Source organism: Achromobacter sp. CF-sbj1-Ac2-l, assembly GCF_052698165.1.
The window spans coordinates 5822790-5844291 of record NZ_CP199855.1 but is presented as its reverse complement, the minus strand read 5'-3'; the positions used below and the strand labels follow the sequence as shown (position 1 = coordinate 5844291).

The following is a 21502-nucleotide window of genomic DNA, read 5'->3' as shown; positions in this document are numbered from 1 at the left end:
GAGATGCCGCGCCTGGCCGCGAACCTGAGCATGATGTATGCGGAGCACGCTTTCCTGGACCGGTTCGGCGCCGCGGCGCGCGATGGTTTCCAGGGGGTGGAATTCCTGTTCCCCTACGATTTTCCAGCCGCCGAGATCCGCGCGCGGCTGCAGGATCACGGCCTGTCGCAGGCCCTGTTCAACGCGCCGCCCGGCGACTGGGCGGCGGGCGAGCGCGGCATCGCCGCGTTGCCCGGGCGTGAGGACGAGTTCCGCCGCGGGCTGGATCTGGCGCTGGAATATGCTGCGGCGCTGGGCAACCGCAGGCTGCACGTGATGGCGGGCCTGGTGGCGCCGGGAAGCGACCGCGCCGTCCACCGCGAGGCGTATCTGCGCAATCTGGAGAGCGCGGCGCACGCCGCGGCCTCGGCTGGCGTGACCATTGTGATCGAACCGATCAACCCGCGCGACATGCCCGGCTTCTTCCTGACCCGCCAGGATGAAGCGCAGGCCATCCGCGCCGAGGTCGGCGCCGACAACCTGCTCGTGCAATTCGATTGCTACCACTGCCAGATCGTCGAGGGCGACCTGGCGGTGAAACTGCGCCGCGACATGGCGGGCATCGGCCACATCCAGATCGCGGGGGTGCCGGACCGGCACGAACCGGACCTGGGCGAACTGAATTACCCCTACCTGCTGGCGCTGATCGACACGCTGGGCTACACGGGCTGGGTCGGCTGCGAATACCGGCCCAAGGGCGCGACGTCGGCGGGCCTGGCGTGGGCCCGACCCCATCTCGCGGGAGGCGAGCGATGAAGATATTGATCACCGGCGGCGCGGGCTTTCTCGGCCAGCGCCTGGCGCGCGGACTGTTGGAGCACGGGCGGCTGGCGCTGGGCGGAGCGCCCGAGCCCATCACGCAGATCGACCTGCTCGACGTCACCCGCAGCGACGCCATCAACGACACCCGCGTGCGCTCGGTCCAGGGAGATATCGCGGATCCGGCGGTGCTGGACGCGTCGATCGACGCCGATACGGCGGCGGTCTTCCACCTGGCCGCGATCGTCAGCGGCCAGGCCGAGGCCGATTTCGACCTTGGCATGCGGATCAACCTGGATGCGTCGCGGGCGTTGCTGGAGGCCTGCCGCCAGCGCGGCCACCGGCCGCGCGTGGTGTTCACCAGTTCGGTGGCGGTCTACGGCGGCGCCTTGCCCGAAACCGTGCGCGACGACACCGCGCTCAATCCGCAGTCTTCCTACGGCACGCAGAAAGCGATCGCCGAACTGCTGCTGGCCGACTACACGCGGCGCGGCTTCGTCGATGGCCGCGCGCTGCGGCTGCCGACCATCAGCGTGCGCCCGGGCCGGCCCAACGCGGCAGCCTCGTCGTTCGCCAGCGGCATCATCCGCGAGCCGCTCAATGGCGAGCCGGCAGCCTGCCCGGTGGCGCCGGATACGCGCCTGTGGCTGTTGTCGCCACGGCGCGCGGTGCAGGCGCTGATCGCGGGCTGCGAACTGGATGCGGCGGCGTTGGCGGATCGCCGGCCGATCAATCTGCCGGGCGTTTCGGTGACGGCGGCCGAGATGGCGCGGGCGTTGCGCGAGATCGCGGGCGATGCGGTCGCCGACCGCATCAACTGGCAGGTCGACCCGCGGGTGCAAGCCATCGTCGGCAGTTGGCCGGGGCGCTGGGACACGGGGCGGGCCGCGCGACTGGGTCTGGAAGGCGACAGCGATTTCGCCGAGATCATTCGCGCCTACATCGGCGACGACTTGCGGGGAACGGTATGAACCATCATGAGAATGCCGCGCGCGACGTCGGCGTGATTGGCCTGGGCGCCATGGGGGCTGGCATCGCGCAAAGCCTGCGGCGTGCCGGCCATCGGGTGCATGCCTACGATATCCGGCCAGGCGTGGCGGCGGCGTTCGCCGAACAGGGCGGCGTGGCCTGCGATACGTTGGCGGCGGTGGGCGCGGCCTGCGATGTGGTGGTGAGCGTGGTGGTGAACGCGCAGCAGACCGAGAACGTGCTGTTCGGCGACGGCGACCTGGCGGCGGCGCTGCGGTTAGGCAGCGTGTTCGTGATGTGTTCGACCGTGGATCCATCCTGGTCGAGCGCACTGGAAGCGCGCCTGGCTGCCCTGGGCGTGCTGTACCTGGATGCGCCGATCTCGGGCGGCGCGGCCAAGGCCGCGGCGGGCGAAATGACCATGATGACCGCCGGCTCGCCGGCCGCCTACGCGGCATGCGGTCCGGTGCTGGAGGCGATGGCGGGCAAGGTCTATCGCCTGGGCGACCGCGCGGGCGCGGGCAGCAAGGTCAAGATCATCAACCAGTTGCTGGCCGGCGTGCACATCGCCGCCGCCGCCGAAGCCATGGCGCTGGGGCTGCGCGAAGGGGTCGATGCCGACGCGCTATACGAGGTCATCACCCACAGCGCGGGCAACAGCTGGATGTTCGAGAACCGCATGGCGCATGTGCTGGCGGGCGACTACACGGCGTTGTCGGCGGTGGACATCTTCGTCAAGGATCTGGGGCTGGTGCTGGACACCGCGCGCCACAGCAAGTTTCCGCTGCCGCTGGCTTCCACCGCGCACCAGATGTTCATGCAGGCGTCGGCCGCGGGGCACGGGCGCGAGGACGACAGCGCGGTCATCAAGATCTTTCCAGGAATCACTCTGCCGGAGTCCGCATGACGATCAAGCTGGGCTGCATCGCCGACGACTTTACGGGCGCCACCGATCTGGCCAACAACCTGGTGCGCGCCGGCATGCGCGCGGTGCAGACCATCGGCGTGCCGGTCGGCGCGCTCGAGACGCCCGCCGACGCGGTCGTGGTGGCGCTCAAGACCCGCACCTTGCCGGCCGCCGAAGCCGTGGCGCAGTCGCTGGCCGCGCTCGATTGGCTGCGGGCGCAGGGCGCCGAGCAGATCTATTTCAAATATTGCTCGACCTTCGACAGCACGCCCGAGGGCAATATCGGCCCGGTCGCCGATGCCCTGCTGACGGCGCTGGGCAGCGATTTCACCATCGCCACGCCGGCGTTTCCCGACAACCGGCGCACGGTGTTCAAGGGTTACCTGTTTGCCGGCGACGTGCTGCTGAACGAGTCGGGAATGCAGCATCATCCGTTGACGCCGATGAGCGATGCCAACCTGGTGCGCGTGCTGTCGGCGCAGACCCGGCGCAAAGTCGGGCTGATCGACTACGCCGTGGTGGCGCGCGGCAGCGACGCGATTCGGACCCGCATCGAGGCGCTGCGGCGAGAGGGCGTGGAGATCGCCATCGTCGATGCCATCTCCAACGACGACCTGTTGGCGCTGGGGCCGGCGCTCAAGGGCATGCCGCTGGTGACGGCGGGCTCGGGGGTGGCAATCGGCCTGCCGGTCAACTGGGGCCTGGCGCCGGGCGCGGCGATCGGTTTGCCGCGCGAGTCGGGGGCGCAGGCGGTGGTGGCGGGTAGTTGCTCGATCGCGACCCAGGGCCAGGTCGCCGCGTTCATCGCGGCGGGCGGACCGGCACTGTCGCTCGACCCGTTGCGCATCGCCGCGGGTGACGACGTGGTGGCGGATGCGCTGGCCTGGGCCGCGCCGCGCCTGCGCGACGGCCCCGTACTGATCTATTCGACGGCGCGGCCCGACGCCGTGCAGGCGGCGCAGGCCAGCCTGGGCGCGGCGCGCGTCGGCGCGCTGGTCGAGGACGCGATCGCGCGGATCGCGGCGGGATTGGCGCGGCTCGGCGTGCGGCAGCTTATCGTGGCCGGCGGCGAGACCTCGGGCGCGGTGGTGCAGGCGCTGGGCCTGACGCAGCTCGCCATCGGCGAGCAGATCGATCCCGGCGTGCCGTGGTGCGCCGGCCAGGCGTCGGCGGTAGGGGCGCGCCTGAGCATCGCCTTGAAGTCGGGCAATTTCGGCGGCGTGGATTTCTTCACGCGGGCCTTCGGCCAGGATGCATGACGGAGCGCATTGCCGCCGCGGTCCAACCCGGCGGACGGAAGAGCCGCCTCAGCGATGCGCCTGGCGCAGGCGTGCGGCGGCGTTGACCATGTGGATGCGGGCCGCTTCGCGCGCCGCTTCCACGTCCTGGCGGCGGATGGCGTCGGCGATGGCGCCGTGTTCCTGCAACACCGCGCGCATCAGGTCGGCATGGCGCGCTTCGTTGCCTCGCGTGACGCGGGTGGCGGCTTCCAGGTATTGGCTGACGAATGCCAGGGTGGCGAGAAAGTAGGGGTTGCCGGTGGCCTGGGCGATGCAGCGGTGAAACGCCACGTCTTCCTTGACGCCGTCGCCGCCGCGTTCCACCGCGGTGGCAATGGCCGCCAGCGCGTCGTCGATGGCCGCCATGTCGCGCTTGCTGCGCCGGGCCGCGGCCTGCGCCGCGATTTCGGTTTCCAGCGCGCGTCGCAGGTCGACGATGTGCAGCACCGCGTCCAGCGACGATAGTTCGGCCGCGTCGATGCGCAGCGCGCGCTGGCCGCCATGGGCGGTGACGAACACGCCGCTGCCCTGGCGCGCCTCGACGATGCCGTCCTGACGCAGCCGCGACACCGCTTCGCGAATGACGGTGCGGCTGACGCCGAACTGTTCGGCCAGGCGGGTTTCGGGGGGCAGTTTTTCGCCGGGCGGCACGCGTCCCGCGTCGATCTCAGCGAGCAACTGCTTGGCCACCGTATCGGTCAGCGTGGGGGGCGAGTGGACTCTGGGAAAAACCATGGCATGGGACCGCGCAAGGGGGGGGCGGGGCGCGGCTCGGGGACGGGGCCCCATGATAACCCGCCCGCTCACGCCGTCGCACGGGCGCGATTCAGGCAGTCGATGAAAAATTGCGCAGCCGGCGTTGGCGGCGAATCGGCCCGCGTCAGGATCGACACGCGCGCCGCCGGTAGCGGGTGCGCCAGCGGCAGCATGCACAGGGACGACGGCGCCAGCATGCGGTGAAATCCGTTGCGCACGAAGAACCCGACCGCGTCGCTCTCGGCCAGGATTGCCAGGGCGATGGCGATGGATTGGCACGGAATCACGTCGACGGGGGGTGGCAGGCCGCGTTCGGTATAGGCCAGGCGCAGCAGGTTGGTCGGCGTCTGCGTGTTGCCTGGCATCAGCCACAGCAGGTCGCGCAGCTCGGCCAGGTCGGTGGCGTGGCGCAAAGGATGATCGGCGCGCGCGCCGACCGCCAGCGGCAGGGTGAACAGCGTGGTGCGCGCGAAGCCGTCGTAGATGTCGCCGTCGTATTCGGTCTGCACCACCAGGTCGTAGCGGCCGGTCTCGAGCTGTTCGAGGCTGTAGGGCGGCGCGACTTCATGGAAGGCCACCGCCACGCGCGGCATGCGGGCGCGGAAGGCCGCCAGCGCGGCCGGCAGCACCGGCAGCGCCGACGAGCTGATGGCCAGGTTGAGCGTGCCGCCTTCGCCATCGCGCATCTGGTCGATGTCTTCCTGCGCCCGCCGCGCTTCCTGCAGGATCAGCACGGCGCGCTTGTGCAGCGCCTGGCCGTAGGGGGTCAGTTCGACGCCCTTGGCGCTGCGCCGCACCAACTCCGCGCCCAGGCTCTGTTCCAGTTCGCGCAGGCTGCGCGTGGCCGCCGGCTGGGTCACGCACAGGGCGCGGGCGGCCGCGCGGATGCTGCCGTGTTCGGCGATCAACACGAAGGCGCGCAGTTGGCGCAGGTTCATCGGAGCGGGCACGGCTGGCTATAAGAAAAAGTCATCACTGCGCCAAAAATACTGTCTTTTGCGTTTCGGCGGCCATCCGTATATTCACTAGCCACGGCTTCCGGAAACAGGGCCGGCACAGAGATCGGACATCAAGGGGAAAACATGTCTATCGCCATCGCGGCCGGCGCCGGCGCGCGCAGCCTGCATACACCTTCCATGCGCCGGCGGGTCATCGCCGGCACCACCATCGGCAACGCGCTCGAATTCTTCGACTTCACCGTATTCACCTTCCTGATGCTGGTCATCGGGCCGCTGTTCTTTCCGGCGGCCTCCAGCTACGGGCAACTGCTGCTGACCACGGCCACCTTCGGCGTGGGCTTCCTCATGCGGCCTGTGGGTGGGATGCTGATCGGCTCCTACGCCGACCGCCACGGCCGCCGCGCAGCCATGACGCTGACACTGTGGCTGATGGGCCTGGGCTGTGCGCTGATCGCCGCCGCGCCCACCCATGCGCAGATGGGGCTGTTGGGGCCGGTGATGATGGTGCTGGCCCGGCTGATCCAAGGCTTTGCCGCCGGCGGCGAAGTGGGCGCGTCGACCACGCTGCTGGTCGAGCACGCGCCTGCGTCGCGACGCGGCTTCTATTCCAGTTGGCAATTCGGCAGCCAGTCGCTCGGGGTGGCGCTGGGCGCCGTGGTGGTGGGCACGCTGACCGCCGCGCTCAGCGTCGAGCAGATGCAGGCCTGGGGCTGGCGCGTGCCGTTCGTGATCGGCATCCTGACGGTGCCGGTGGGCGCCTACATCCGCCGCAATCTCGAAGAGACGCTGCATGTCGACGAGCCCGCCGTCGGGCGGCCGCGCGTGGCTGGCCACCAACCGCTGCGCCGCGTGTTCGCCGAACACAAGAGCGAGGTCGCCAAGGGCATCCTGCTGATGATCGGCGGCATGGTCTGCGCGCAGATCATCGGCTTCTACATGCCGTCGTATGCGCATCGCGAACTCGGCCTGCCGGCGACCTCGACGCTGTCGGCCAGCGTGGTGGTGGGCGCGGTCGGCTTCCTGTTCGCGCCGCTGGTCGGCATGCTGGCCGACCGGGCGGGACGCAAGCGCGTTATCTTCTGGTCGCGGGTGACGACGGTGGCGGTGCTGTTGCCGTGCTTTCAGTGGCTGGTGGCCGCGCCGAGCAGCATGCGGCTGATGCTGGTGGTGGGGCTGCTGTCGATACTGCTGGCGCTGCAATCGGCGCCCGGCATCACCATGCTGCCCGAACTGTTTCCGAAAGCCGTGCGCACCACCGGGATGTCGGTGGTTTACGGCCTGGGGATCTCGGTCTTCGGCGGCTTCGCCCAGTTCTTCGTGACCTGGCTGCTGCACGTGACTGGCAATCCCATGGCGCCCGCCTGGTACCTGATGGCGGCGGTGGCGCTTTCCACGGTGGTGCTGTTCTGGATACGCGACCGCACCGGCGACGATATCGACAACCAGGAGGCCTGATGCAATCCGCTAGCCCTTACTTTTCCCGCAGCTATGCCCTGGCGCGCGAGCGCTTCACCGCCGCCGCCCGGCCGCTGGCGACGCGTTTCGCCTCCTATGCCATCGAGCCCAAGGGGCGCGAGGGCGAGGACCTGGCCACCGATGTCGCCCTGATCGGCGATGCCGGCGCCACGCGGCTGCTGATCATGACGTCCGCGACCCACGGCGTGGAGGGTTTCTGTGGCTCGGGCTGCCAACTGGCGTTGCTTGACGATGCCGAGATGCTGGAGCGCGCGCGCCAGGCCGGCGTGGCGCTGCTGCTGGTGCACGCGGTGAACCCGCATGGCTTTTCGTGGATCGCGCGCACCGACGAGGGCAACGTCGACCTGAACCGCAACGCGCAGCCATTCGATGGGCGGCCCCTGCCGGCCAACCCCGGCTACGGACAGATCCATGAATTGCTGCTGCCGGCGCAATGGCCGCCGTCGGACGCCAACCGCCAGCAGATTGCCGCCTATATCGGCGAGCACGGCCTGGCGGCCTTCAAGCAGGCCGTGACCCGCGGGCAGTACACGCACCCGGACGGCCTGTTCTATGGCGGCGACCGCCCGGCCGCGTCCCTGCTCAACCTGCGCCGCATTCTCGAAGAGCACGCCGCCGGTTATGCGCGGATCGGCTGGATCGACGTGCATACCGGGCTGGGGCCGCGCGGGCACGGCGAGAAGATCTATGCCGGTCGCCGCGACGAGGCTGAAGTGGCGCGCGCGCGCCGCTGGTGGGGCACCGATGTCGCCGTGCCCTACCAGGGCACGTCGGCCTCGGTGGACATCACCGGCCATCTGGCCGGGCTGGCCTATCAGGCCTGCCCGGACTCGCAGCCGACGCTGATGGCGCTGGAATACGGCACACAGCCGTCGGAACAGGTGGTGGACGCGCTGCGCGCACGCAACTGGCTGCGCGCGCATCCCGATGCGCCGGCGGCCGTGCGCGACCAGATCCTGCAGGCGACGCTGGACGCGTTCTATTGCGACCAGCCGGACTGGCACGGCGCGGTGCTGGGGCAAAGTCGGGTGGCCGTATTGCAGGCCTTGCTGGGGCTGCAGGCCGCAGCGGACTGAGGGAATCAGGGCCGATCCAGGGAATCGGCTTGCTTTGTTATCGAAATGTTATATCATCCTTCAGCTATTTGTAATGATATAACATCCATGAGGGCAAAGATGACAGGCAAGACGCAGGGATCGCACGGAACCCGAGGCAAGCGCGGCGGCGCGGTGGCGGCGCGGCGCAGGAACGGCGCACGGGCGCTCAAGCCGCTGGTCTGCTCGCTGATGCTGGCTGCGCCGCTGGCGCAGGCCGAGACCGAGGCCGACAGGTCGCGGCTGCGCGCCTTGGCGCCGATCACCGTGTCCGCCAATCCGCTGGGCCTGGACCTGAACAGCACCATGCTGCCCGCCTCCGTGCTTGAAGGCGATGAACTGGTCGAGCGCCGCGCCGGCACGCTGGGCGAGACCCTGAAGAGCCTGCCTGGCGTGAACAGCGATACCTTTGGCGGCGGCGCCAGCCGGCCGGTGATCCGTGGCCAGACCGCGCCCCGCGTCAAGGTGCTGTCCGACGGCTCCGAGGTGATGGACGCCTCCGGCATTTCGCCGGACCACGCGGTGACGGTCGAGCCCCTGCTGGCCGAACGCATTGAGGTGCTGCGCGGCCCTGCCGCCCTGCTGTATGGCGGCGGCGCGATCGGTGGCGTGGTGAACGTGGTGGACAAGAAGATTCCCACCGCGGTGCCCGGGCAAGGCGTGGAGCTGGAAGCCGAACTGCGCGGGGCCACCGGCACCAAGGAACGCGCCGGCGCGATCGGCATCACCGCCGGTGAAGGCCAGTTCGCGGTGCGGGTCGAGGGCATGAAGCGGCGTACCAGCGACTACGACGTGCCGGACTGGCCCGGCGGCAAGCTGGCAGGCTCCTACAGCGAATCGACGCAGGGCTCGGTCGGCCTGTCGTGGATCACCCCGCGTGGTTACGTGGGCCTGGCATTCACGCACCTGGAAAGCAAGTACGGCCTGCCCGGCCACAATCACGAATACGAGGGTTGCCATCCGCATGGCACCCACCTGCATTGCGGCGGCCACGACCACGATCATGACGAGGAGGGACACGATCACGACCATGACCACGAGCATGGCGGCGTGCCCTACGTGAAACTGCGCAGCGATCGCCTGGACCTGCGAGCCGAGTACCAGGATCCGTTCGCCGGTTTCGAGAAGATTCGCGTGCGCGGCGGCCTGACCGACTATCAGCACGAGGAGATCGAGGGTGGCCAGGTCGGCACCCGCTTCAAGAACAAGGGCTACGACCTGCGCGTCGAGCTGCAGCACAAGCCGCTGGCTGGCTGGCGCGGCGTGATCGGCCTGCAGAATGCCTACAGCGACTTCCGCGCCGACGGCGAGGAAGCGTTCCTGCCGCGCAGCCGCACCCGTTCCAACGGCCTGTTCGTGCTGGAGGAATACCAGTTGAACGACTGGCGTTTCGAGCTGGGCGCGCGCCAGGATTGGCAGCGCATCGCGCCCGCCGGCGGCGCGCCGCGCAGCAGCCTGTCGGGCACCTCGCTGTCGGCCGCGGCCATCTGGGACTTCGCGCCACAGTATTCGGTGGCCCTGTCGCTGTCGCGCTCGCAACGGCTGCCGACCGCGCAGGAGCTGTACGCCGACGGCGTGCACCTGGCCACCAACACCTATGAACTGGGCAATACCGGCCTGGGCCGCGAGACCTCGCGCAACATCGACCTGACGCTGCGCAAGCATGCGGGCGACACGACGTTCTCGGCCAGCGTGTTCCACAACAAGGTTAAGAACTACATCTACGCCGACACGCTCGACCGCTACGAGGATTTCCGCCTGATCGAGTACACCCAGCGCGACGCCGAATTCACCGGCGTGGAAGGCGAGCTGCGGCACCAGTTCACGCCGGTGTTCTCGGCGGCGGTGTTCGGCGATTACGTGCGCGGCAAGCTGACCGGCGGCGACGGCAACCTGCCGCGCATCCCGGCGGCGCGCGCGGGCCTGCGCGGCAACGTGAAATGGCAGCAATGGTCGGGCGGCGTCGAGTACGCGCGCGTGTTTTCGCAGAAGGACATCGCCGCGTATGAGAACAGCACGCCGGGCTACAACCTGGTCAACGCCGTGGTGGCGTATCGCGGCCGGTACGGCGCGACGGGCTACGAGGTCTTCCTGCGCGGCACCAACCTGCTGAACAAGCTGGCCTACAACCATGCCTCGTTCATTTCGTCGGTGGCGCCGCTGCCGGGCCGCAGCGTGATGCTTGGAGTGCGCATGACGTATTGAGGGATCGCGGCGCGGCGGGCGTGACGGGTGGATATGCTAATTTCCAGGCATGCCGCCCGCCCCGGAGTCCGCCATGCTGAAATTCGCCGCCAATCTTTCGATGATGTACCCGGAACATGCGTTCCTGGACCGCTACGCGGCCGCCGCGGCCGACGGCTTCGCGGGCGTGGAATGCATGTTTCCCTACGAAGCGCCGGCCGCGTTCGTGCGTGAGCGCATGGATGCCGCCGGCGTGTCGCAAGTCCTGTTCAACGCGCCGCCGGGCGTGGCCTCGCGCGGCGAGCGCGGGCTGGCCGCGCTGCCGGGGCGCCAGGACGAATTCCGCGCCGGCATCGAGCAGGCGCTGGGCTACGCCACGGTGCTGGCCTGCGCCCAGGTCCATGTGATGGCGGGGCTGATGCCCGAAGGCGTCACGCGCGCTGAAATGCTGGACTGCTATCGCGAGAACCTCGACTGGGCCGCGCGCCAGGCGCGCTCGGCCGGCGTGACGCTGCTGATCGAGCCCATCAACACGCGCGACATTCCCGGTTATTTCCTCAATCGGCAGGACGAGGCCCACCAGGTGGTGCAGGCTGTCAACGCGCCCAACCTGAAGGTGCAGATGGACCTGTACCACTGCCAGATCGTCGAAGGCGACGTCAGCGCCAAGCTGCGCCAGTACCTGCCCACCGGACGCGTCGGGCACCTGCAGATCGCCGGCGTGCCGTTGCGCCAGGAACCCGACCGGGGCGAGCTGGATTACGGCTGGGTCTTCTCGGTGCTGCGAGAGCTGGACTACAGCGGCTGGATCGGCTGCGAGTACCGTCCGGCCGCCGGCACCTCGGCCGGCCTGCGCTGGCTGGCCGCGGCCCGCGCTTGATGCGGCGCCGCGCCGATGCCGCGTCCATGATCGTCCTACGCAGTGCTGCTCGCCGGGCGCCGGGGATATAGTTAATATGTTAATTAAATTAAAAATACCAGGAGACAACCCCATGTCCAGAAGAGGCTTCATCCGCCGCGCGCTGGCAACCGTGGCCGTGGCGGCGTTCGCCGCGCAAGCCGCGCCCGCGCTGGCCGGGGAATTCCCCGAGCATCCCATCCGCTGGCTGGTGCCGTTCAGCGCCGGTGGCGGCAGCGACCTGGCCACCCGCATCGTGGCCAGGCACGTGAGCCAGACGCTGGGCCAGCCGGTGGTGGTGGAGAACCGCCCGGGCGCCGCCACCATCGTCGCCGCCCAGGAAACCGCGCGCGCCGCGCCAGATGGCTACACGCTGATGACCGCCGGCATGAGCACGCTGGCGCTCAATCCGTGGCTCTACAAGCAATTGCCGTACGACCCATGGAAGGACCTGAAACCGGTCTCGACGCTGGTGGCGCTGCCGATCGTGCTGGTGGCCTCGCCGGCCTCCGATCTGAAGAACATGCCCGAAGTGATGGCGTACCTGGCCGATGACAAGAAGGCCAGCTATGCGTCGCTGGGCGTGGGCAGCCCGCACCATCTGGCGATGGAGTTGTTCCTGTCGATGTTCGGCGCCAAGGCCACGGCGATTCCCTACAAGGGCACGCCACCGGCCTTGCAGGACGTGGCGGCGGGCGTGGTGCCGCTGATGATGGCCGACATGGCGGCCGCGCGGCCGTTGATCCAGGCGGGCAAGCTGCGCGCCATCGCGGTGCCGGCCAACGCGCGCTCGGAACAACTGCCCGACGTGCCCACCTTTGGCGAGGCCGGCGGCCCGCCGCTGGAAGCGACCGCCTGGCAGGGCGTGGTGGCGCCGGCGCGCACGCCCAAGGCGGTGGTCGACAAGCTCAGCGGCGCGATCCAGGCGGCGTTGAAGTCGCCCGAGGTGATCAAGCAGCTCAAGCTGCAGGGCATGGAGCCGATGGGCAGCTCGTCGAACGATTTCTTCGACTACGCGCATCGTGAATACGAGAACTGGGGCGCGGTGATCCGCCAGAAGAATATCTCGGTGGATTGACGGGTCTTAGCCCTCGGCCGCCGCGCGTTTTTGCCGCCGCGCGGTGGCGGCGCAGCCGGCCGAGGCGATGATGATGCCGCAGATCGCCAGCCACTGCGTGCCGGACAGGTGTTCGTTCAGCACGATGACGCCGGCCAGCGCGCCCATGGCGGGCTCCATGCTCAGCAGCACGCCGAAGGTCTTTTGCGGCAGGCGCCGCAACGCCACCATCTCCAGCGAATAGGGCAGGGCGCTCGACAGGATGCCGACCGCCACGCCGGCAAGGATCAGCTTGGGATCCAGCAGCGCCATGCCGGCGTGGGCCGCGCCCACCGGCAGCGCCACCATGGTGGCCGCCAGCAGGCCCAGCGACGTGGCCTGTCCGCCGTGCACGTTGCCGGCCATCTTGCCGAAGATGATGTACAGCGCCCAGCACACCGCCGCGCCCAGCGCATAAGCGATCCCGACGGGATCGAGGTCGTGCATCGACTGGCCGGTCGGGATCAGCAGCACCAGCCCGGCCAGCGCGCAGGCGATCCAGACGAAGTCGATGGCGCGCCGCGACAGCACCACCGCCAGGGTCAGCGGCCCGGTGAACTCGATGGCGATCGCCACGCCCAGCGGCAGGGTGCGCAGCGCCATGTAGAACAGCAGGTTCATGCAGGCCAGCGTCACGCCGTACAGCGCGATCTTGGCGGCGTTGCGCGCGGTCAGCGGAAAGCGCCATGGGCGCCAGAACGCGATGAGGATGATGGCGCCGATGACGATGCGATAGGCCGTCGTGCCTTGCGCGCCCACCTCGGGAAACAGCGACTTGGCGAACGACGTGCCGATGCACAGCGAGGCCATGGCGCCGATCAGCGACAGGGTCGGCATCAGGGTGGAGGCGGAGGCATCGCGTCCGGATGGAAGGGTGGCGGCGGTCATGGTGCTGCGTCTGCGGAAAGAATCAGGGGTTCAAGGTCAGGGCGGTGGAGTAGAGCACGTACAGGGCCAGTGCCAGCATGATCGCGCCCAGCAGTCCTTGCTGCATGCGCAGGAACCACGGGTTGCGGCCGACCCAGCCGCGGATGCGCGACGCGCCGTAGGCAAAGCAACTGCCATAGGGCAGGCTCAACGCCTTCATGGTCACGCCCAGCACCAGCATCTGGATCCAGACCGGGCCGTTGTCCGGCGTGGTGAACTGCGGCAGGAAGGCGATCATGAACAGCAGCACCTTCGGGTTCAGCAGATTGGTCATGAAGCCCTGCCAGAACGCGTCGCGCGCGTCGCCGGGCCGCGCGGCCAGGGACACGTCGGCGTCACGGGCGCAGCGCAGCATGGCCTTGATGCCCAGGTAGCCCAGGTACAGGCCGCCCGCCGCCTTGATCGCCAGGAACAGCGTCGGAAACGCCTGCAGCACCGAGGCCAGTCCCAGCACCACGGCCGGCACCTGGATGAAACCCGCCGCCACATTGCCCAGCACGCTATGGAACGCCGGCCGGAATCCCTGCGTCATGCCTCGCGACAGCGTCAGCGCCATGTCCGGGCCGGGAGTGAGTTTCAACGCCGCATCGGCGGCCAGGAAGAGCAGGAAAAGCTGGAGTGACGGCATGGGAATCGGGCTGCGCCTGGTCGCGAGGGCGGCCAGAGGGTTCCCAGTGTAAGCAAGGCGGGTGATTAATTCCTGCAGCCGGCGGTGCGCAAATGAAGTTTCCCGTCGAATTTGGGGGCGGGTCGTGCGGCGCGCCCGTTTAGAATCAGCCTACAGGCCCGCGCGGCCTGGACCGCCGCGGCGCCGAGACCCCCATGGAACTAGACGATTTCGACCTTCAGATCCTGCAAAGCCTGCAGGAAGACAACCAGCGCACCAGCCAGGAGGTGGCCGAGCGCGTGAACCTGTCGCCGGTATCGTGCCTGCGGCGCATGAAGCGGCTGCGCGAGTCCGGGGCAGTGCTGGGCGATGTGTCGGTGGTGGACCCGGCGGCGGTGGGGCGCGACATCATGATGGTGGTGTTGGTGTCGCTCGAGAGCGAACGCGCCGACAAGCTGGACACCTTCAAGCGCGCGATGCGCAACGCGCCGGAGATCATGCAGTGCCTGGCGGTCACGGGCGAAGTGGATTTCGTCGTCACCATGACCGTGCGCGACATGGCGGAGTACGACGCCTTCGCGCAGCGCCACTTCTGGGGCGACCCCAACGTGAAGCGCTTTTCGACGCTGGTGGTGATGAACCGCGTCAAGTACGGACTGGCGGTGCCGACCACGCATCCGGGCCAGGCATAGCGGACTCGCCGGCAATTGCGCGGCCCGCGCCGGCGGCGCTAGACTGGCCGCCTCCCTCTCTTTCCGTGTCTCACCGCCATGGCATTGCATAGCTGGCTCATCTATTTGGTTGCCGTGATCGGCCTGTCGATCACCCCCGGCCCCAACACCTTGCTGGCGCTGACCCACGGTGCGCTGCACGGGCATCGCAAGGCGCTGTGCACCATCGCTGGCGGCGCGGTCGGCTTCATTGCGCTGATCGCCTTGTCGATGCTGGGCATCAGCGCATTGCTCAAGGCCTGGGGGCCGGCGCTGACGGTGCTGAAGTGGGCCGGCGGCGCCTATCTGGTCTGGCTCGGCATCCAGCTGTGGCGTTCGCCCGGCGTGCAACTGCGCCCGGCGCCCGACATGTCGCGGCTGCGCGGCACGCGCATGTTCAGCCAGGGTTTCTTGTCGGCGATCGCCAATCCCAAGGCGCTGCTGTTCTACGGCGCGTTCCTGCCGCAATTCATCGATCCGGGGCGCAGCCTGTTGACGCAATTCGTGATCATGGCCGCGACCTTCGTGGCCATCGAGTTCGTGGTGGAGTACGTGTTGGCGCGCCTGGCGCACCGCGTGCGGCCGTGGCTGGAGCGCGCGGGGCGGCGCTTCAACAAGGTGTGCGGGGGATTGTTCGCGGCGATGGGGGCGGCGTTGCCGGGGTCTTGATCATCGTGGGTTTTGATCATCGAGCATTGCCGATGCGTTGGCCGCCGGCCGGCGCTGCGATGGCGGCCCCGCAATGCAAAAGCCCGACTCCAAGGAGCCGGGCTTTTTAATTCTGGTGGCCTGGGGCGGAATCGAACCACCGACACGCGGATTTTCAATCCGCTGCTCTACCAACTGAGCTACCAGGCCAACGAAGTCCGCAACTATACACAATTTTTTGGACTTGTGCCAGTCGCCTCGAAAAAAGTTTGAAGAATTTCCGGGGCGCCTTCCAACGTGGAAAGGGGCAAGGGGCGCATACTACCGCAAACGGCCATTGCATGGGAGCGATGCAAGGTCACGTGGCGGGGCGACACGGGTCGCGAGGGGTGCGACGCAGGGTCGCGGTCGGGACGCCAAATGGCGTGGGGATAACCCGCGGGAGTATAATCATGGCCGGTCCGCTGTTACATGCACGCTGCACCGCATGGGCTTTGCGGGGACCACAGCTCTAATACTCACGGCCTTGTCCTTTACATGTCGGTAGCTGTCCTAGCCTTCGGTCTGAATCACACGTCCGCGCCGGTTTCGGTTCGCGAACGCGTGTCCATGCCCGTCGATCTGGTCAAGCCGGCGCTGGAAGGCCTGCGTTCCGCGTTCGGCGGGTCGGTGCGCGAAGCCGCCATCCTGTCGACCTGCAACCGCACCGAAATCTATTGCGCCGCCGACGGCCACGTGGCCGACCAGTTGCCCGCGTGGCTGGCCGAGCACAACCGCCTCGATGCCGGCACGCTGCGCCCGCATCTGTACCGTCATCAGCAGGACGACGCCGTGCGCCACGCCTTCCGCGTGGCCAGCGGGCTCGATTCCATGGTGCTGGGCGAAACCCAGATCGTCGGCCAGATGAAGGACGCCGTGCGCGCGGCTGGCGAAGCCGGTTCGCTCGGCACGCTGCTCCACCAGATGTTCCAGCGCACCTTCTCGGTGGCCAAGGAAGTCCGCTCGCAGACCGCCATCGGCGCGCAGTCGGTGTCCATGGCCGCCGCCGCGGTGCGCCTGGCCGAACGCGTGTTCGGCAACCTGGACCAGGCCCGCACGCTGTTCATCGGCGCGGGCGAAATGATCGAGCTGTGCGCCACCCACTTCGCCGCGCAGCGTCCGCGCAGCATGGTGGTGGCCAATCGCACGGCCGAACGCGCCGAGCTGCTGGCCAACCGGTTCTCGGCCAGCACCATGAAGCTGTCGGACCTGACCGACCGCCTGTCCGAATTCGACGTGGTCGTCTCCTGTACGGCCAGCTCCCTGCCCATCCTCGGTTTGGGGATGGTGGAACGGGCCACGCGCCTGCGCCGCCACCGCCCCATGGTGATGATCGACCTGGCCGTGCCGCGCGACATCGAACCCGAGGTCGGCCGCCTGGACGACGTCTACCTGTATTCCGTCGATGACCTGGGCCGCCTGGTCCAGACCGGCACCGACGCCCGCCGCGCCGCGGTGGTGCAGGCCGAGGCCATCATCGAAACCCGCGTCCAGGGCTTCATGCACTGGATGCAATCGCGCGAAGTGGTGCCCGTCATCCGCGACCTGCACCAGGCCGCCGAAGATGTCAGCGCCGCCGAACTCGAACGCGCCCGCCGCCTGCTGGCGCGCGGCGAATCGCCGGAGGCCGTGCTCGAGCAGCTGGCCCACGGCCTGACCCAGAAATACCTGCATGGCCCGCTGGCGGCGTTGAACCGCAGCGAAGGCGAGGACCGCAAGCAGCTGCTTGCCTGGATGCCACGCCTGTTCCCCGGCCGCGACTCGCGCCGTTAGCGGCGCTGCCTCCGCCCCGCCTTGCGGCGGGCGCTCGTTGCGGGCGCCCGCCATTTCCGTTTTCCCTTGCTGAATTCCCATCATGAAATCTTCCATGCGCAGCCGGCTGGAGCATCTGTGTCACCGCCTGATCGAGGTGGACGCGCTGCTGGCCGAACCGGAGACCGCGGCCGACATGGACCGCTTCCGCAAGCTTTCGCGCGAGCGCGCCGAGCTGGAGCCGGTGGTCGAGGCCTTCACCGCCTTCGTGCGCGGCGAGGAAGACCTGGCGACCGCGCAGGAGATGCTGTCCGATCCCGAGCTGAAGGCGATGGCCGAGGACGAGATCAAGAGCGGCCGCGTCAAGCTCGAATCGCTGGAGGCGGCGCTGCAGTTGCTGCTGCTGCCGCGCGACCCCAATGACGGCCGCAGCGTGTTCCTGGAAATCCGCGCCGGCACCGGCGGCGACGAAAGCGCGCTGTTCTCGGGCGACCTGCTGCGCATGTACACGCGCTACGCCGAACAGCGCGGCTGGCGCGTCGAGCTGATGTCGGAAAGCCCGTCGGAGCTGGGCGGCTACAAGGAAGTGATCGCGCGCATCGAGGGCGACGGCGCCTACGGCCGCCTGAAATTCGAGTCCGGCGCGCACCGCGTGCAGCGCGTGCCCGCCACCGAGGCGCAGGGCCGCATCCACACCTCGGCCTGCACGGTGGCCATCATGGCCGAAGCCGACGAGATGTCGGAGATCGTCATCAACCCGAGCGACCTGCGCATCGACACCTTCCGCGCCAGCGGCGCCGGCGGCCAGCACATCAACAAGACCGATTCGGCCGTGCGCATCACGCACTTGCCGACCGGGCTGGTGGTGGAATGCCAGGACGACCGCTCGCAGCACCGCAACAAGGACAAGGCCATGCAGGTGCTGGCCGCGCGCCTGAAGGACAAGGAAACGCGCGAGCGCCAGAGCAAGGAAGCGGCCGAGCGCAAGAGCCTGATCGGTTCCGGCGACCGTTCCGAGCGTATCCGCACCTACAACTTCCCGCAGGGCCGCGTCACCGACCACCGCATCAACCTGACGCTGTACAAGCTGCAGCAGATCATGGAAGGCGATCTGGAGGAGCTGACCGGCGCCCTGATCGCCGAGCACCAGGCCGAGCAGTTGGCGGCGCTGGGCGACGATATCTGAGCGGCTGGGCGGCCCCTTCGGCGAGAACGTTTCGACCATGACGACCCAGATCAAGAGCCTGTTGCTGGACACGCGCCTGCCCCGGCTCGAGGTGCGCATGCTGCTCGAGCACGTGCTGGCCAAGCCGCGCGCCTGGCTGCTGGCGCACGACACCGATCCGCTGGCGCCGGAAACGGTTGCGGCCTACGAGGCGCTGGCGCAGCGCCGCCTGGCCGGCGAGCCGATGGCCTATCTGCTGGGCCAGCGCGAGTTCATGGGGCACATGTTCCGCGTCACGCCAGACGTGCTGATCCCGCGCCCGGACACCGAGGTGCTGGTGGAAACCGCGCTGGAATGCGTGGCCGGACAGTCCGCGCCCGCCGTGCTGGACCTGGGCACGGGCAGCGGCGCCATCGCCATCTCGATCGCCCTGGCGCGCCGTGATGCCCGCGTGATGGCCAGCGACGTCAGCGCCGCCGCGCTGGCCGTGGCCGCGGGCAATGCCTGGGAGCTGACGGCCTCGGTGCGCTTCGTCGAGGGCAGTTGGTACGACGCGGTGCCGGCAGGCGAGGGCTTTGACCTGATCGTGTCCAACCCGCCCTATGTCGCCAGCGACGATCCGCACCTGGGGCAGGGCGACGTGCGCTTCGAGCCGCGTGGCGCGTTGACCGACGGCGCCGATGGCCTGGAAGACCTGCGCCGCATCGTGGCCGGCGCCCATCGCCACCTGAAGGCGGGGGGCGCGCTGTGGATGGAGCACGGTTGGGACCAGGCCGAGGCCGTGCGCGGCCTGCTGGCGGCGACGGGCTTCAGCGATGTCCATAGCCGACGCGACCTGGCCGGCATCGAGCGCATTTCCGGCGGACGCTGGCCCGGGCGTGGCTGACGCCGCGCGGGCGATTTGTAACCGGCCGCCGCGCGGCGACCGGCCGATTCCCCGGGGCGGTTCCGGGGTATCCGGGACGAAATCCCGCCTGTACCTATAATTGGCGTATTCCGTTATGCCTCCTGTCCAAGAGACCACCATGAGCGACGTTCAAGAATTCATCCGCGAAACCGTGACCCAGCACCCCGTCGTGCTGTTCATGAAGGGCACCGCCCAATTCCCGCAATGCGGCTTTTCCGGCAAGGCCATCCAGATCCTCAAGAGCTGTGGCGTCAAGAAGCTGGTCACCGTGAATGTGCTGGAGGACGACGAAGTCCGCCAGGGCATCAAGGAATTCTCGAATTGGCCCACCATTCCGCAGTTGTACGTGGCCGGCGAATTCATCGGCGGTTCGGACATCATGAATGAGATGAACGAGTCGGGCGAGCTCAAGACCCTGCTGGAGCAATCCGGCGCCACGGCCTGATTCCATGCGGCGACTGGTCGTCGGCATCACGGGGGCCACCGGCTCCCTGTACGCGGTGCGCATGCTGCAGGCGCTGCGCGGCGTGGACGACGTCGAGACGCACCTGGTGGTGTCGGCCTCGGGCGTGCTGAACATCAAGCACGAACTCGATGTCAGCCGCCATGATGTCTACGCGCTGGCCGACCACGTGCACAGCGTGCGCGATGTGGGCGCCACGCTGGCCAGCGGCGCGTTCCAGACGGCCGGCATGGTCATCGTGCCGTGCTCGATGCGCACGCTGGCGGCCGTGGCCCATGGCCTTTCCGACAACCTCATCACGCGCGCGGCCGACGTTACGCTCAAGGAGCGCCGCCGCCTGGTGATGATGGTGCGCGAGACGCCCTTCAACCTGGCGCACCTGCGCAACATGACCGCCGTCACCGAGATGGGCGGCATCGTGTTCCCGCCGCTGCCGGCGTTCTATCACCGGCCGGCCAGCATCGAAGAGATGGTGGACCACACCGTGGCCCGGGTGCTGGAGCTGTTCGACATCCATGTGCCCGGTCCGCACTGGGAAGGCATGAAATAAGCGCCGTCGCGGCCTATGGGCCGTGAAGGTCAAACGCCCCGGGGATCTACCGATTCCTGGGGCGTGTTCGTTTTGTCTTGCGTGTGGTTGCCGGGGTTCAGCGCGCCGCGATCACTCCACCAGCCCCAGGCCGTTCAGGGCCGCCAGGTTCTCCGGCCAGCGGCGCGCGCGGGCGTTCTGCAGTTCGATGCGGGCCCAGGCCATCCAGCCGGCCCACTCGATGCGCTTGTCCCAGGCGGTGCCCCAGGCCTGCAAGGCAGCCAGGCCGGCGGCGGCGTGGCCTTCGGCGGCCTCGAAGTCGCCGGCGGTCAGCGCCAGTTGCGCCAGCAGCAGGCGCGGCTCGGCGACCCACGGGTTGTGCGCCACCGCGGCTTCCAGCATGTGGCGCGCGGTGTCCATTTCGGTCTGCGGATGCATGCGCGTGACGACCTGCCAGTACAGCGCGCTGGCGGCGGCCTCGTCGCGCAGGCTGAGCGTGGCGCGGCAATGGTCGAACGCGGGTGGCACGGGGATGCCGGTATCGGCCGGCAGCGCCGACAGCGGCGCCAGCAGGTGCGACAGCATCGACAGGATGTTCGACGGCGGCTTCAGCGGGCCGGGCCACAGCGAGGCGGCCCAGTGCGACTTGAGGTCGCGGCGCTGCTGCTGCGGATAGCCGGCGAAGATCTCGTCCTGCCAGCTATGCCACTGTTCGCCGATGTCGGCGGCCGACACCACGATGAAGGCGGCGACCTGGCGCGGCGTGAAGGTGAAGACCTGGCCGTCGGCGCCTTCCAGCGTCAGGCCCTCGGGCCCCTGGCCCTGGCCTTGCAGGATGGCCTGCACGAAGCGGGTGCGCGGCATGGCGCAGAACAGGCTGACCCATTCCTCGGCTTCGGCGCCCAGCACTTCGCGCAGCGTGCTGCGTTCGCGCTCGCGGTCGAACAGCGTCAGGTCGACGTATTCGTTGCCATACACGCTGTGGAACAGGCCCAGCAGCCGCACTTCGCGCGGCTGGTTCCACAGCGCCAGGGTGCGGTAGACGCCCAGCAGGTGGTGCTTGAAGGTGCCGGCCTTGTGCCAGTCTTCGCCGGCGCTGCGGGCAAACAGCAGGTCGAGCAGGACGGGCAGGTCGGCATCGACGGCGGCATAGTGGTCGGCCAGCAGGGCGCGCGCGTGCGGATGCAGTTCGTTGGGGGTGGACATGGCAATGACGGCAAGGGGTTGGAATCCAGCCGCTATTGTGTCGTGCGCAAGCGTGCTTGTCATGGCGCGGCGCTTATATGGAAATACGCATATCAATATGAAAATTCATCGCTTCCGGTTTTGAAGGACGCT

21 protein-coding genes and 1 tRNA gene are annotated in these 21502 nt (G+C 68.6%); 16 read left to right on the top strand and 6 right to left on the bottom strand.

All coding sequences use genetic code 11. The features are described 5' to 3' along the window. Nucleotides 1-3: 3 nt before the first annotated feature. The 4 genes from otnI (ACUDCK_RS26775) to otnK are packed head-to-tail and all read left to right on the top strand — an operon-like array spanning nucleotide 4 to nucleotide 3933. Nucleotides 4-795, top strand: a complete 792-nt coding sequence (gene otnI / locus ACUDCK_RS26775; protein WP_054500456.1) for a 2-oxo-tetronate isomerase — start codon at nucleotides 4-6, stop codon at nucleotides 793-795. Beyond that, nucleotides 792-1769: a D-erythronate dehydrogenase gene (denD, locus tag ACUDCK_RS26770; RefSeq protein ID WP_054500457.1), complete on the top strand. Its 978-nt coding sequence runs from the start codon at nucleotides 792-794 to the stop codon at nucleotides 1767-1769. The genes otnI (ACUDCK_RS26775) and denD overlap by 4 nt, the downstream gene beginning before the upstream one ends. Continuing rightward, nucleotides 1766-2674 carry an L-threonate dehydrogenase gene (ltnD, locus tag ACUDCK_RS26765; RefSeq protein WP_240806457.1) on the top strand — a complete coding sequence of 303 codons (909 nt, stop codon included), beginning with the start codon at nucleotides 1766-1768 and terminating at the stop codon, nucleotides 2672-2674. Before denD ends, ltnD begins: the two co-directional genes overlap by 4 nt. Next, complete coding sequence (gene otnK / locus ACUDCK_RS26760; protein ID WP_054500459.1) at nucleotides 2671-3933, top strand: 3-oxo-tetronate kinase; 1263 nt, start codon at nucleotides 2671-2673, stop codon at nucleotides 3931-3933. Before ltnD ends, otnK begins: the two co-directional genes overlap by 4 nt. 48 nt (nucleotides 3934-3981) lie before the next feature. Here the strand turns inward: otnK and ACUDCK_RS26755 are convergent, their stop codons facing one another. Together ACUDCK_RS26755 and ACUDCK_RS26750 are read right to left on the bottom strand one after the other, a co-directional pair. Then, nucleotides 3982-4689 carry a FadR/GntR family transcriptional regulator gene (locus tag ACUDCK_RS26755; RefSeq protein WP_175143364.1) on the bottom strand — a complete coding sequence of 236 codons (708 nt, stop codon included), beginning with the start codon at nucleotides 4687-4689 and terminating at the stop codon, nucleotides 3982-3984. Between the two features lie 68 nt (nucleotides 4690-4757). Then, nucleotides 4758-5648 carry a LysR substrate-binding domain-containing protein gene (locus ACUDCK_RS26750; RefSeq protein ID WP_054500461.1) on the bottom strand — a complete coding sequence of 297 codons (891 nt, stop codon included), beginning with the start codon at nucleotides 5646-5648 and terminating at the stop codon, nucleotides 4758-4760. Between the two features lie 144 nt (nucleotides 5649-5792). Here ACUDCK_RS26750 and ACUDCK_RS26745 point away from each other — a divergent pair, with 144 nt between their 5' ends. The 5 genes from ACUDCK_RS26745 (at nucleotide 5793) to ACUDCK_RS26725 (ending at nucleotide 12399) form a co-directional block, all read left to right on the top strand. Beyond that, nucleotides 5793-7124: an MFS transporter gene (locus ACUDCK_RS26745; RefSeq protein WP_175143365.1), complete on the top strand. Its 1332-nt coding sequence runs from the start codon at nucleotides 5793-5795 to the stop codon at nucleotides 7122-7124. Then, the gene (locus ACUDCK_RS26740; RefSeq protein ID WP_175166986.1) at nucleotides 7124-8221 is read left to right on the top strand and encodes a M14 family metallopeptidase; all 1098 of its coding nucleotides are present in this window, start codon (nucleotides 7124-7126) and stop codon (nucleotides 8219-8221) included. The genes ACUDCK_RS26745 and ACUDCK_RS26740 overlap by 1 nt, the downstream gene beginning before the upstream one ends. Before the next feature lie 99 nt (nucleotides 8222-8320). Beyond that, nucleotides 8321-10444 (top strand): TonB-dependent receptor domain-containing protein, encoded by a 2124-nt coding sequence (locus tag ACUDCK_RS26735; RefSeq protein ID WP_420867703.1) that lies wholly within the window; start codon nucleotides 8321-8323, stop codon nucleotides 10442-10444. 73 nt (nucleotides 10445-10517) lie between these two features. Beyond that, the gene (gene otnI, locus ACUDCK_RS26730) at nucleotides 10518-11303 is read left to right on the top strand and encodes a 2-oxo-tetronate isomerase (RefSeq protein ID WP_054500464.1); all 786 of its coding nucleotides are present in this window, start codon (nucleotides 10518-10520) and stop codon (nucleotides 11301-11303) included. Between the two features lie 112 nt (nucleotides 11304-11415). Then, nucleotides 11416-12399 (top strand): Bug family tripartite tricarboxylate transporter substrate binding protein, encoded by a 984-nt coding sequence (locus tag ACUDCK_RS26725; protein WP_054500465.1) that lies wholly within the window; start codon nucleotides 11416-11418, stop codon nucleotides 12397-12399. Between the two features lie 6 nt (nucleotides 12400-12405). On the opposite strand, the gene ACUDCK_RS26720 is transcribed toward ACUDCK_RS26725, so the two are convergent. Both ACUDCK_RS26720 and ACUDCK_RS26715 read right to left on the bottom strand, forming a co-directional pair. After that, nucleotides 12406-13305 (bottom strand): EamA family transporter, encoded by a 900-nt coding sequence (locus ACUDCK_RS26720; protein WP_054500466.1) that lies wholly within the window; start codon nucleotides 13303-13305, stop codon nucleotides 12406-12408. A 22-nt stretch (nucleotides 13306-13327) separates the two neighbouring features. Continuing rightward, nucleotides 13328-13972 carry a LysE family translocator gene (locus ACUDCK_RS26715; RefSeq protein WP_081089637.1) on the bottom strand — a complete coding sequence of 215 codons (645 nt, stop codon included), beginning with the start codon at nucleotides 13970-13972 and terminating at the stop codon, nucleotides 13328-13330. A 194-nt stretch (nucleotides 13973-14166) separates the two neighbouring features. Here ACUDCK_RS26715 and ACUDCK_RS26710 point away from each other — a divergent pair, with 194 nt between their 5' ends. Together ACUDCK_RS26710 and ACUDCK_RS26705 are read left to right on the top strand one after the other, a co-directional pair. Continuing rightward, a complete protein-coding gene (locus tag ACUDCK_RS26710; protein WP_049076679.1) occupies nucleotides 14167-14643 on the top strand; it encodes an Lrp/AsnC family transcriptional regulator in 477 nt (158 codons plus the stop codon). A gap of 78 nt (nucleotides 14644-14721) precedes the next feature. Beyond that, the gene (locus ACUDCK_RS26705) at nucleotides 14722-15330 is read left to right on the top strand and encodes a LysE family translocator (protein WP_064527338.1); all 609 of its coding nucleotides are present in this window, start codon (nucleotides 14722-14724) and stop codon (nucleotides 15328-15330) included. A gap of 113 nt (nucleotides 15331-15443) precedes the next feature. Here ACUDCK_RS26705 and ACUDCK_RS26700 read toward each other — a convergent pair. Beyond that, a tRNA-Phe gene (locus tag ACUDCK_RS26700) sits at nucleotides 15444-15519 on the bottom strand. A gap of 327 nt (nucleotides 15520-15846) precedes the next feature. Here ACUDCK_RS26700 and hemA point away from each other — a divergent pair. From hemA to ACUDCK_RS26675, 5 genes are all read left to right on the top strand, one after another. After that, a complete protein-coding gene (hemA, locus tag ACUDCK_RS26695) occupies nucleotides 15847-17121 on the top strand; it encodes a glutamyl-tRNA reductase (protein WP_006391699.1) in 1275 nt (424 codons plus the stop codon). A gap of 82 nt (nucleotides 17122-17203) precedes the next feature. After that, the gene (prfA, locus tag ACUDCK_RS26690) at nucleotides 17204-18286 is read left to right on the top strand and encodes a peptide chain release factor 1 (RefSeq protein WP_049076675.1); all 1083 of its coding nucleotides are present in this window, start codon (nucleotides 17204-17206) and stop codon (nucleotides 18284-18286) included. A gap of 37 nt (nucleotides 18287-18323) precedes the next feature. After that, nucleotides 18324-19151 (top strand): peptide chain release factor N(5)-glutamine methyltransferase, encoded by an 828-nt coding sequence (gene prmC, locus ACUDCK_RS26685; RefSeq protein WP_064527337.1) that lies wholly within the window; start codon nucleotides 18324-18326, stop codon nucleotides 19149-19151. Between the two features lie 139 nt (nucleotides 19152-19290). After that, nucleotides 19291-19617, top strand: coding sequence for a Grx4 family monothiol glutaredoxin (gene grxD / locus ACUDCK_RS26680; protein WP_020926055.1), 327 nt, complete (start codon nucleotides 19291-19293; stop codon nucleotides 19615-19617). A 4-nt stretch (nucleotides 19618-19621) separates the two neighbouring features. Then, nucleotides 19622-20185 (top strand): UbiX family flavin prenyltransferase, encoded by a 564-nt coding sequence (locus ACUDCK_RS26675; protein WP_020926056.1) that lies wholly within the window; start codon nucleotides 19622-19624, stop codon nucleotides 20183-20185. A 111-nt stretch (nucleotides 20186-20296) separates the two neighbouring features. On the opposite strand, the gene ACUDCK_RS26670 is transcribed toward ACUDCK_RS26675, so the two are convergent. After that, complete coding sequence (locus ACUDCK_RS26670) at nucleotides 20297-21370, bottom strand: DUF6817 domain-containing protein (protein ID WP_064527336.1); 1074 nt, start codon at nucleotides 21368-21370, stop codon at nucleotides 20297-20299. Nucleotides 21371-21502: the final 132 nt, after the last annotated feature.

What these genes read in the sequence shown, in the direction of transcription:
- prmC (WP_064527337.1), top strand. Translation starts at nt 18,324, where the DNA reads ATGACGACCCAGATCAAGAGCCTGTTGCTGGACACGCGCCTGCCCCGG.
- ACUDCK_RS26710 (WP_049076679.1), top strand. Translation starts at nt 14,167, where the DNA reads ATGGAACTAGACGATTTCGACCTTCAGATCCTGCAAAGCCTGCAGGAA.
- otnK (WP_054500459.1), top strand. Translation starts at nt 2,671, where the DNA reads ATGACGATCAAGCTGGGCTGCATCGCCGACGACTTTACGGGCGCCACC.
- ACUDCK_RS26745 (WP_175143365.1), top strand. Translation starts at nt 5,793, where the DNA reads ATGTCTATCGCCATCGCGGCCGGCGCCGGCGCGCGCAGCCTGCATACA.
- ACUDCK_RS26740 (WP_175166986.1), top strand. Translation starts at nt 7,124, where the DNA reads ATGCAATCCGCTAGCCCTTACTTTTCCCGCAGCTATGCCCTGGCGCGC.
- ACUDCK_RS26750 (WP_054500461.1), bottom strand. Translation starts at nt 5,648, where the DNA reads ATGAACCTGCGCCAACTGCGCGCCTTCGTGTTGATCGCCGAACACGGC.
- ACUDCK_RS26705 (WP_064527338.1), top strand. Translation starts at nt 14,722, where the DNA reads ATGGCATTGCATAGCTGGCTCATCTATTTGGTTGCCGTGATCGGCCTG.
- grxD (WP_020926055.1), top strand. Translation starts at nt 19,291, where the DNA reads ATGAGCGACGTTCAAGAATTCATCCGCGAAACCGTGACCCAGCACCCC.
- denD (WP_054500457.1), top strand. Translation starts at nt 792, where the DNA reads ATGAAGATATTGATCACCGGCGGCGCGGGCTTTCTCGGCCAGCGCCTG.
- ACUDCK_RS26720 (WP_054500466.1), bottom strand. Translation starts at nt 13,305, where the DNA reads ATGACCGCCGCCACCCTTCCATCCGGACGCGATGCCTCCGCCTCCACC.
- ltnD (WP_240806457.1), top strand. Translation starts at nt 1,766, where the DNA reads ATGAACCATCATGAGAATGCCGCGCGCGACGTCGGCGTGATTGGCCTG.
- ACUDCK_RS26715 (WP_081089637.1), bottom strand. Translation starts at nt 13,972, where the DNA reads ATGCCGTCACTCCAGCTTTTCCTGCTCTTCCTGGCCGCCGATGCGGCG.
- ACUDCK_RS26725 (WP_054500465.1), top strand. Translation starts at nt 11,416, where the DNA reads ATGTCCAGAAGAGGCTTCATCCGCCGCGCGCTGGCAACCGTGGCCGTG.
- ACUDCK_RS26670 (WP_064527336.1), bottom strand. Translation starts at nt 21,370, where the DNA reads ATGTCCACCCCCAACGAACTGCATCCGCACGCGCGCGCCCTGCTGGCC.
- prfA (WP_049076675.1), top strand. Translation starts at nt 17,204, where the DNA reads ATGAAATCTTCCATGCGCAGCCGGCTGGAGCATCTGTGTCACCGCCTG.
- otnI (WP_054500456.1), top strand. Translation starts at nt 4, where the DNA reads ATGCCGCGCCTGGCCGCGAACCTGAGCATGATGTATGCGGAGCACGCT.
- ACUDCK_RS26755 (WP_175143364.1), bottom strand. Translation starts at nt 4,689, where the DNA reads ATGGTTTTTCCCAGAGTCCACTCGCCCCCCACGCTGACCGATACGGTG.
- ACUDCK_RS26735 (WP_420867703.1), top strand. Translation starts at nt 8,321, where the DNA reads ATGACAGGCAAGACGCAGGGATCGCACGGAACCCGAGGCAAGCGCGGC.
- otnI (WP_054500464.1), top strand. Translation starts at nt 10,518, where the DNA reads ATGCTGAAATTCGCCGCCAATCTTTCGATGATGTACCCGGAACATGCG.
- ACUDCK_RS26675 (WP_020926056.1), top strand. Translation starts at nt 19,622, where the DNA reads ATGCGGCGACTGGTCGTCGGCATCACGGGGGCCACCGGCTCCCTGTAC.
- hemA (WP_006391699.1), top strand. Translation starts at nt 15,847, where the DNA reads ATGTCGGTAGCTGTCCTAGCCTTCGGTCTGAATCACACGTCCGCGCCG.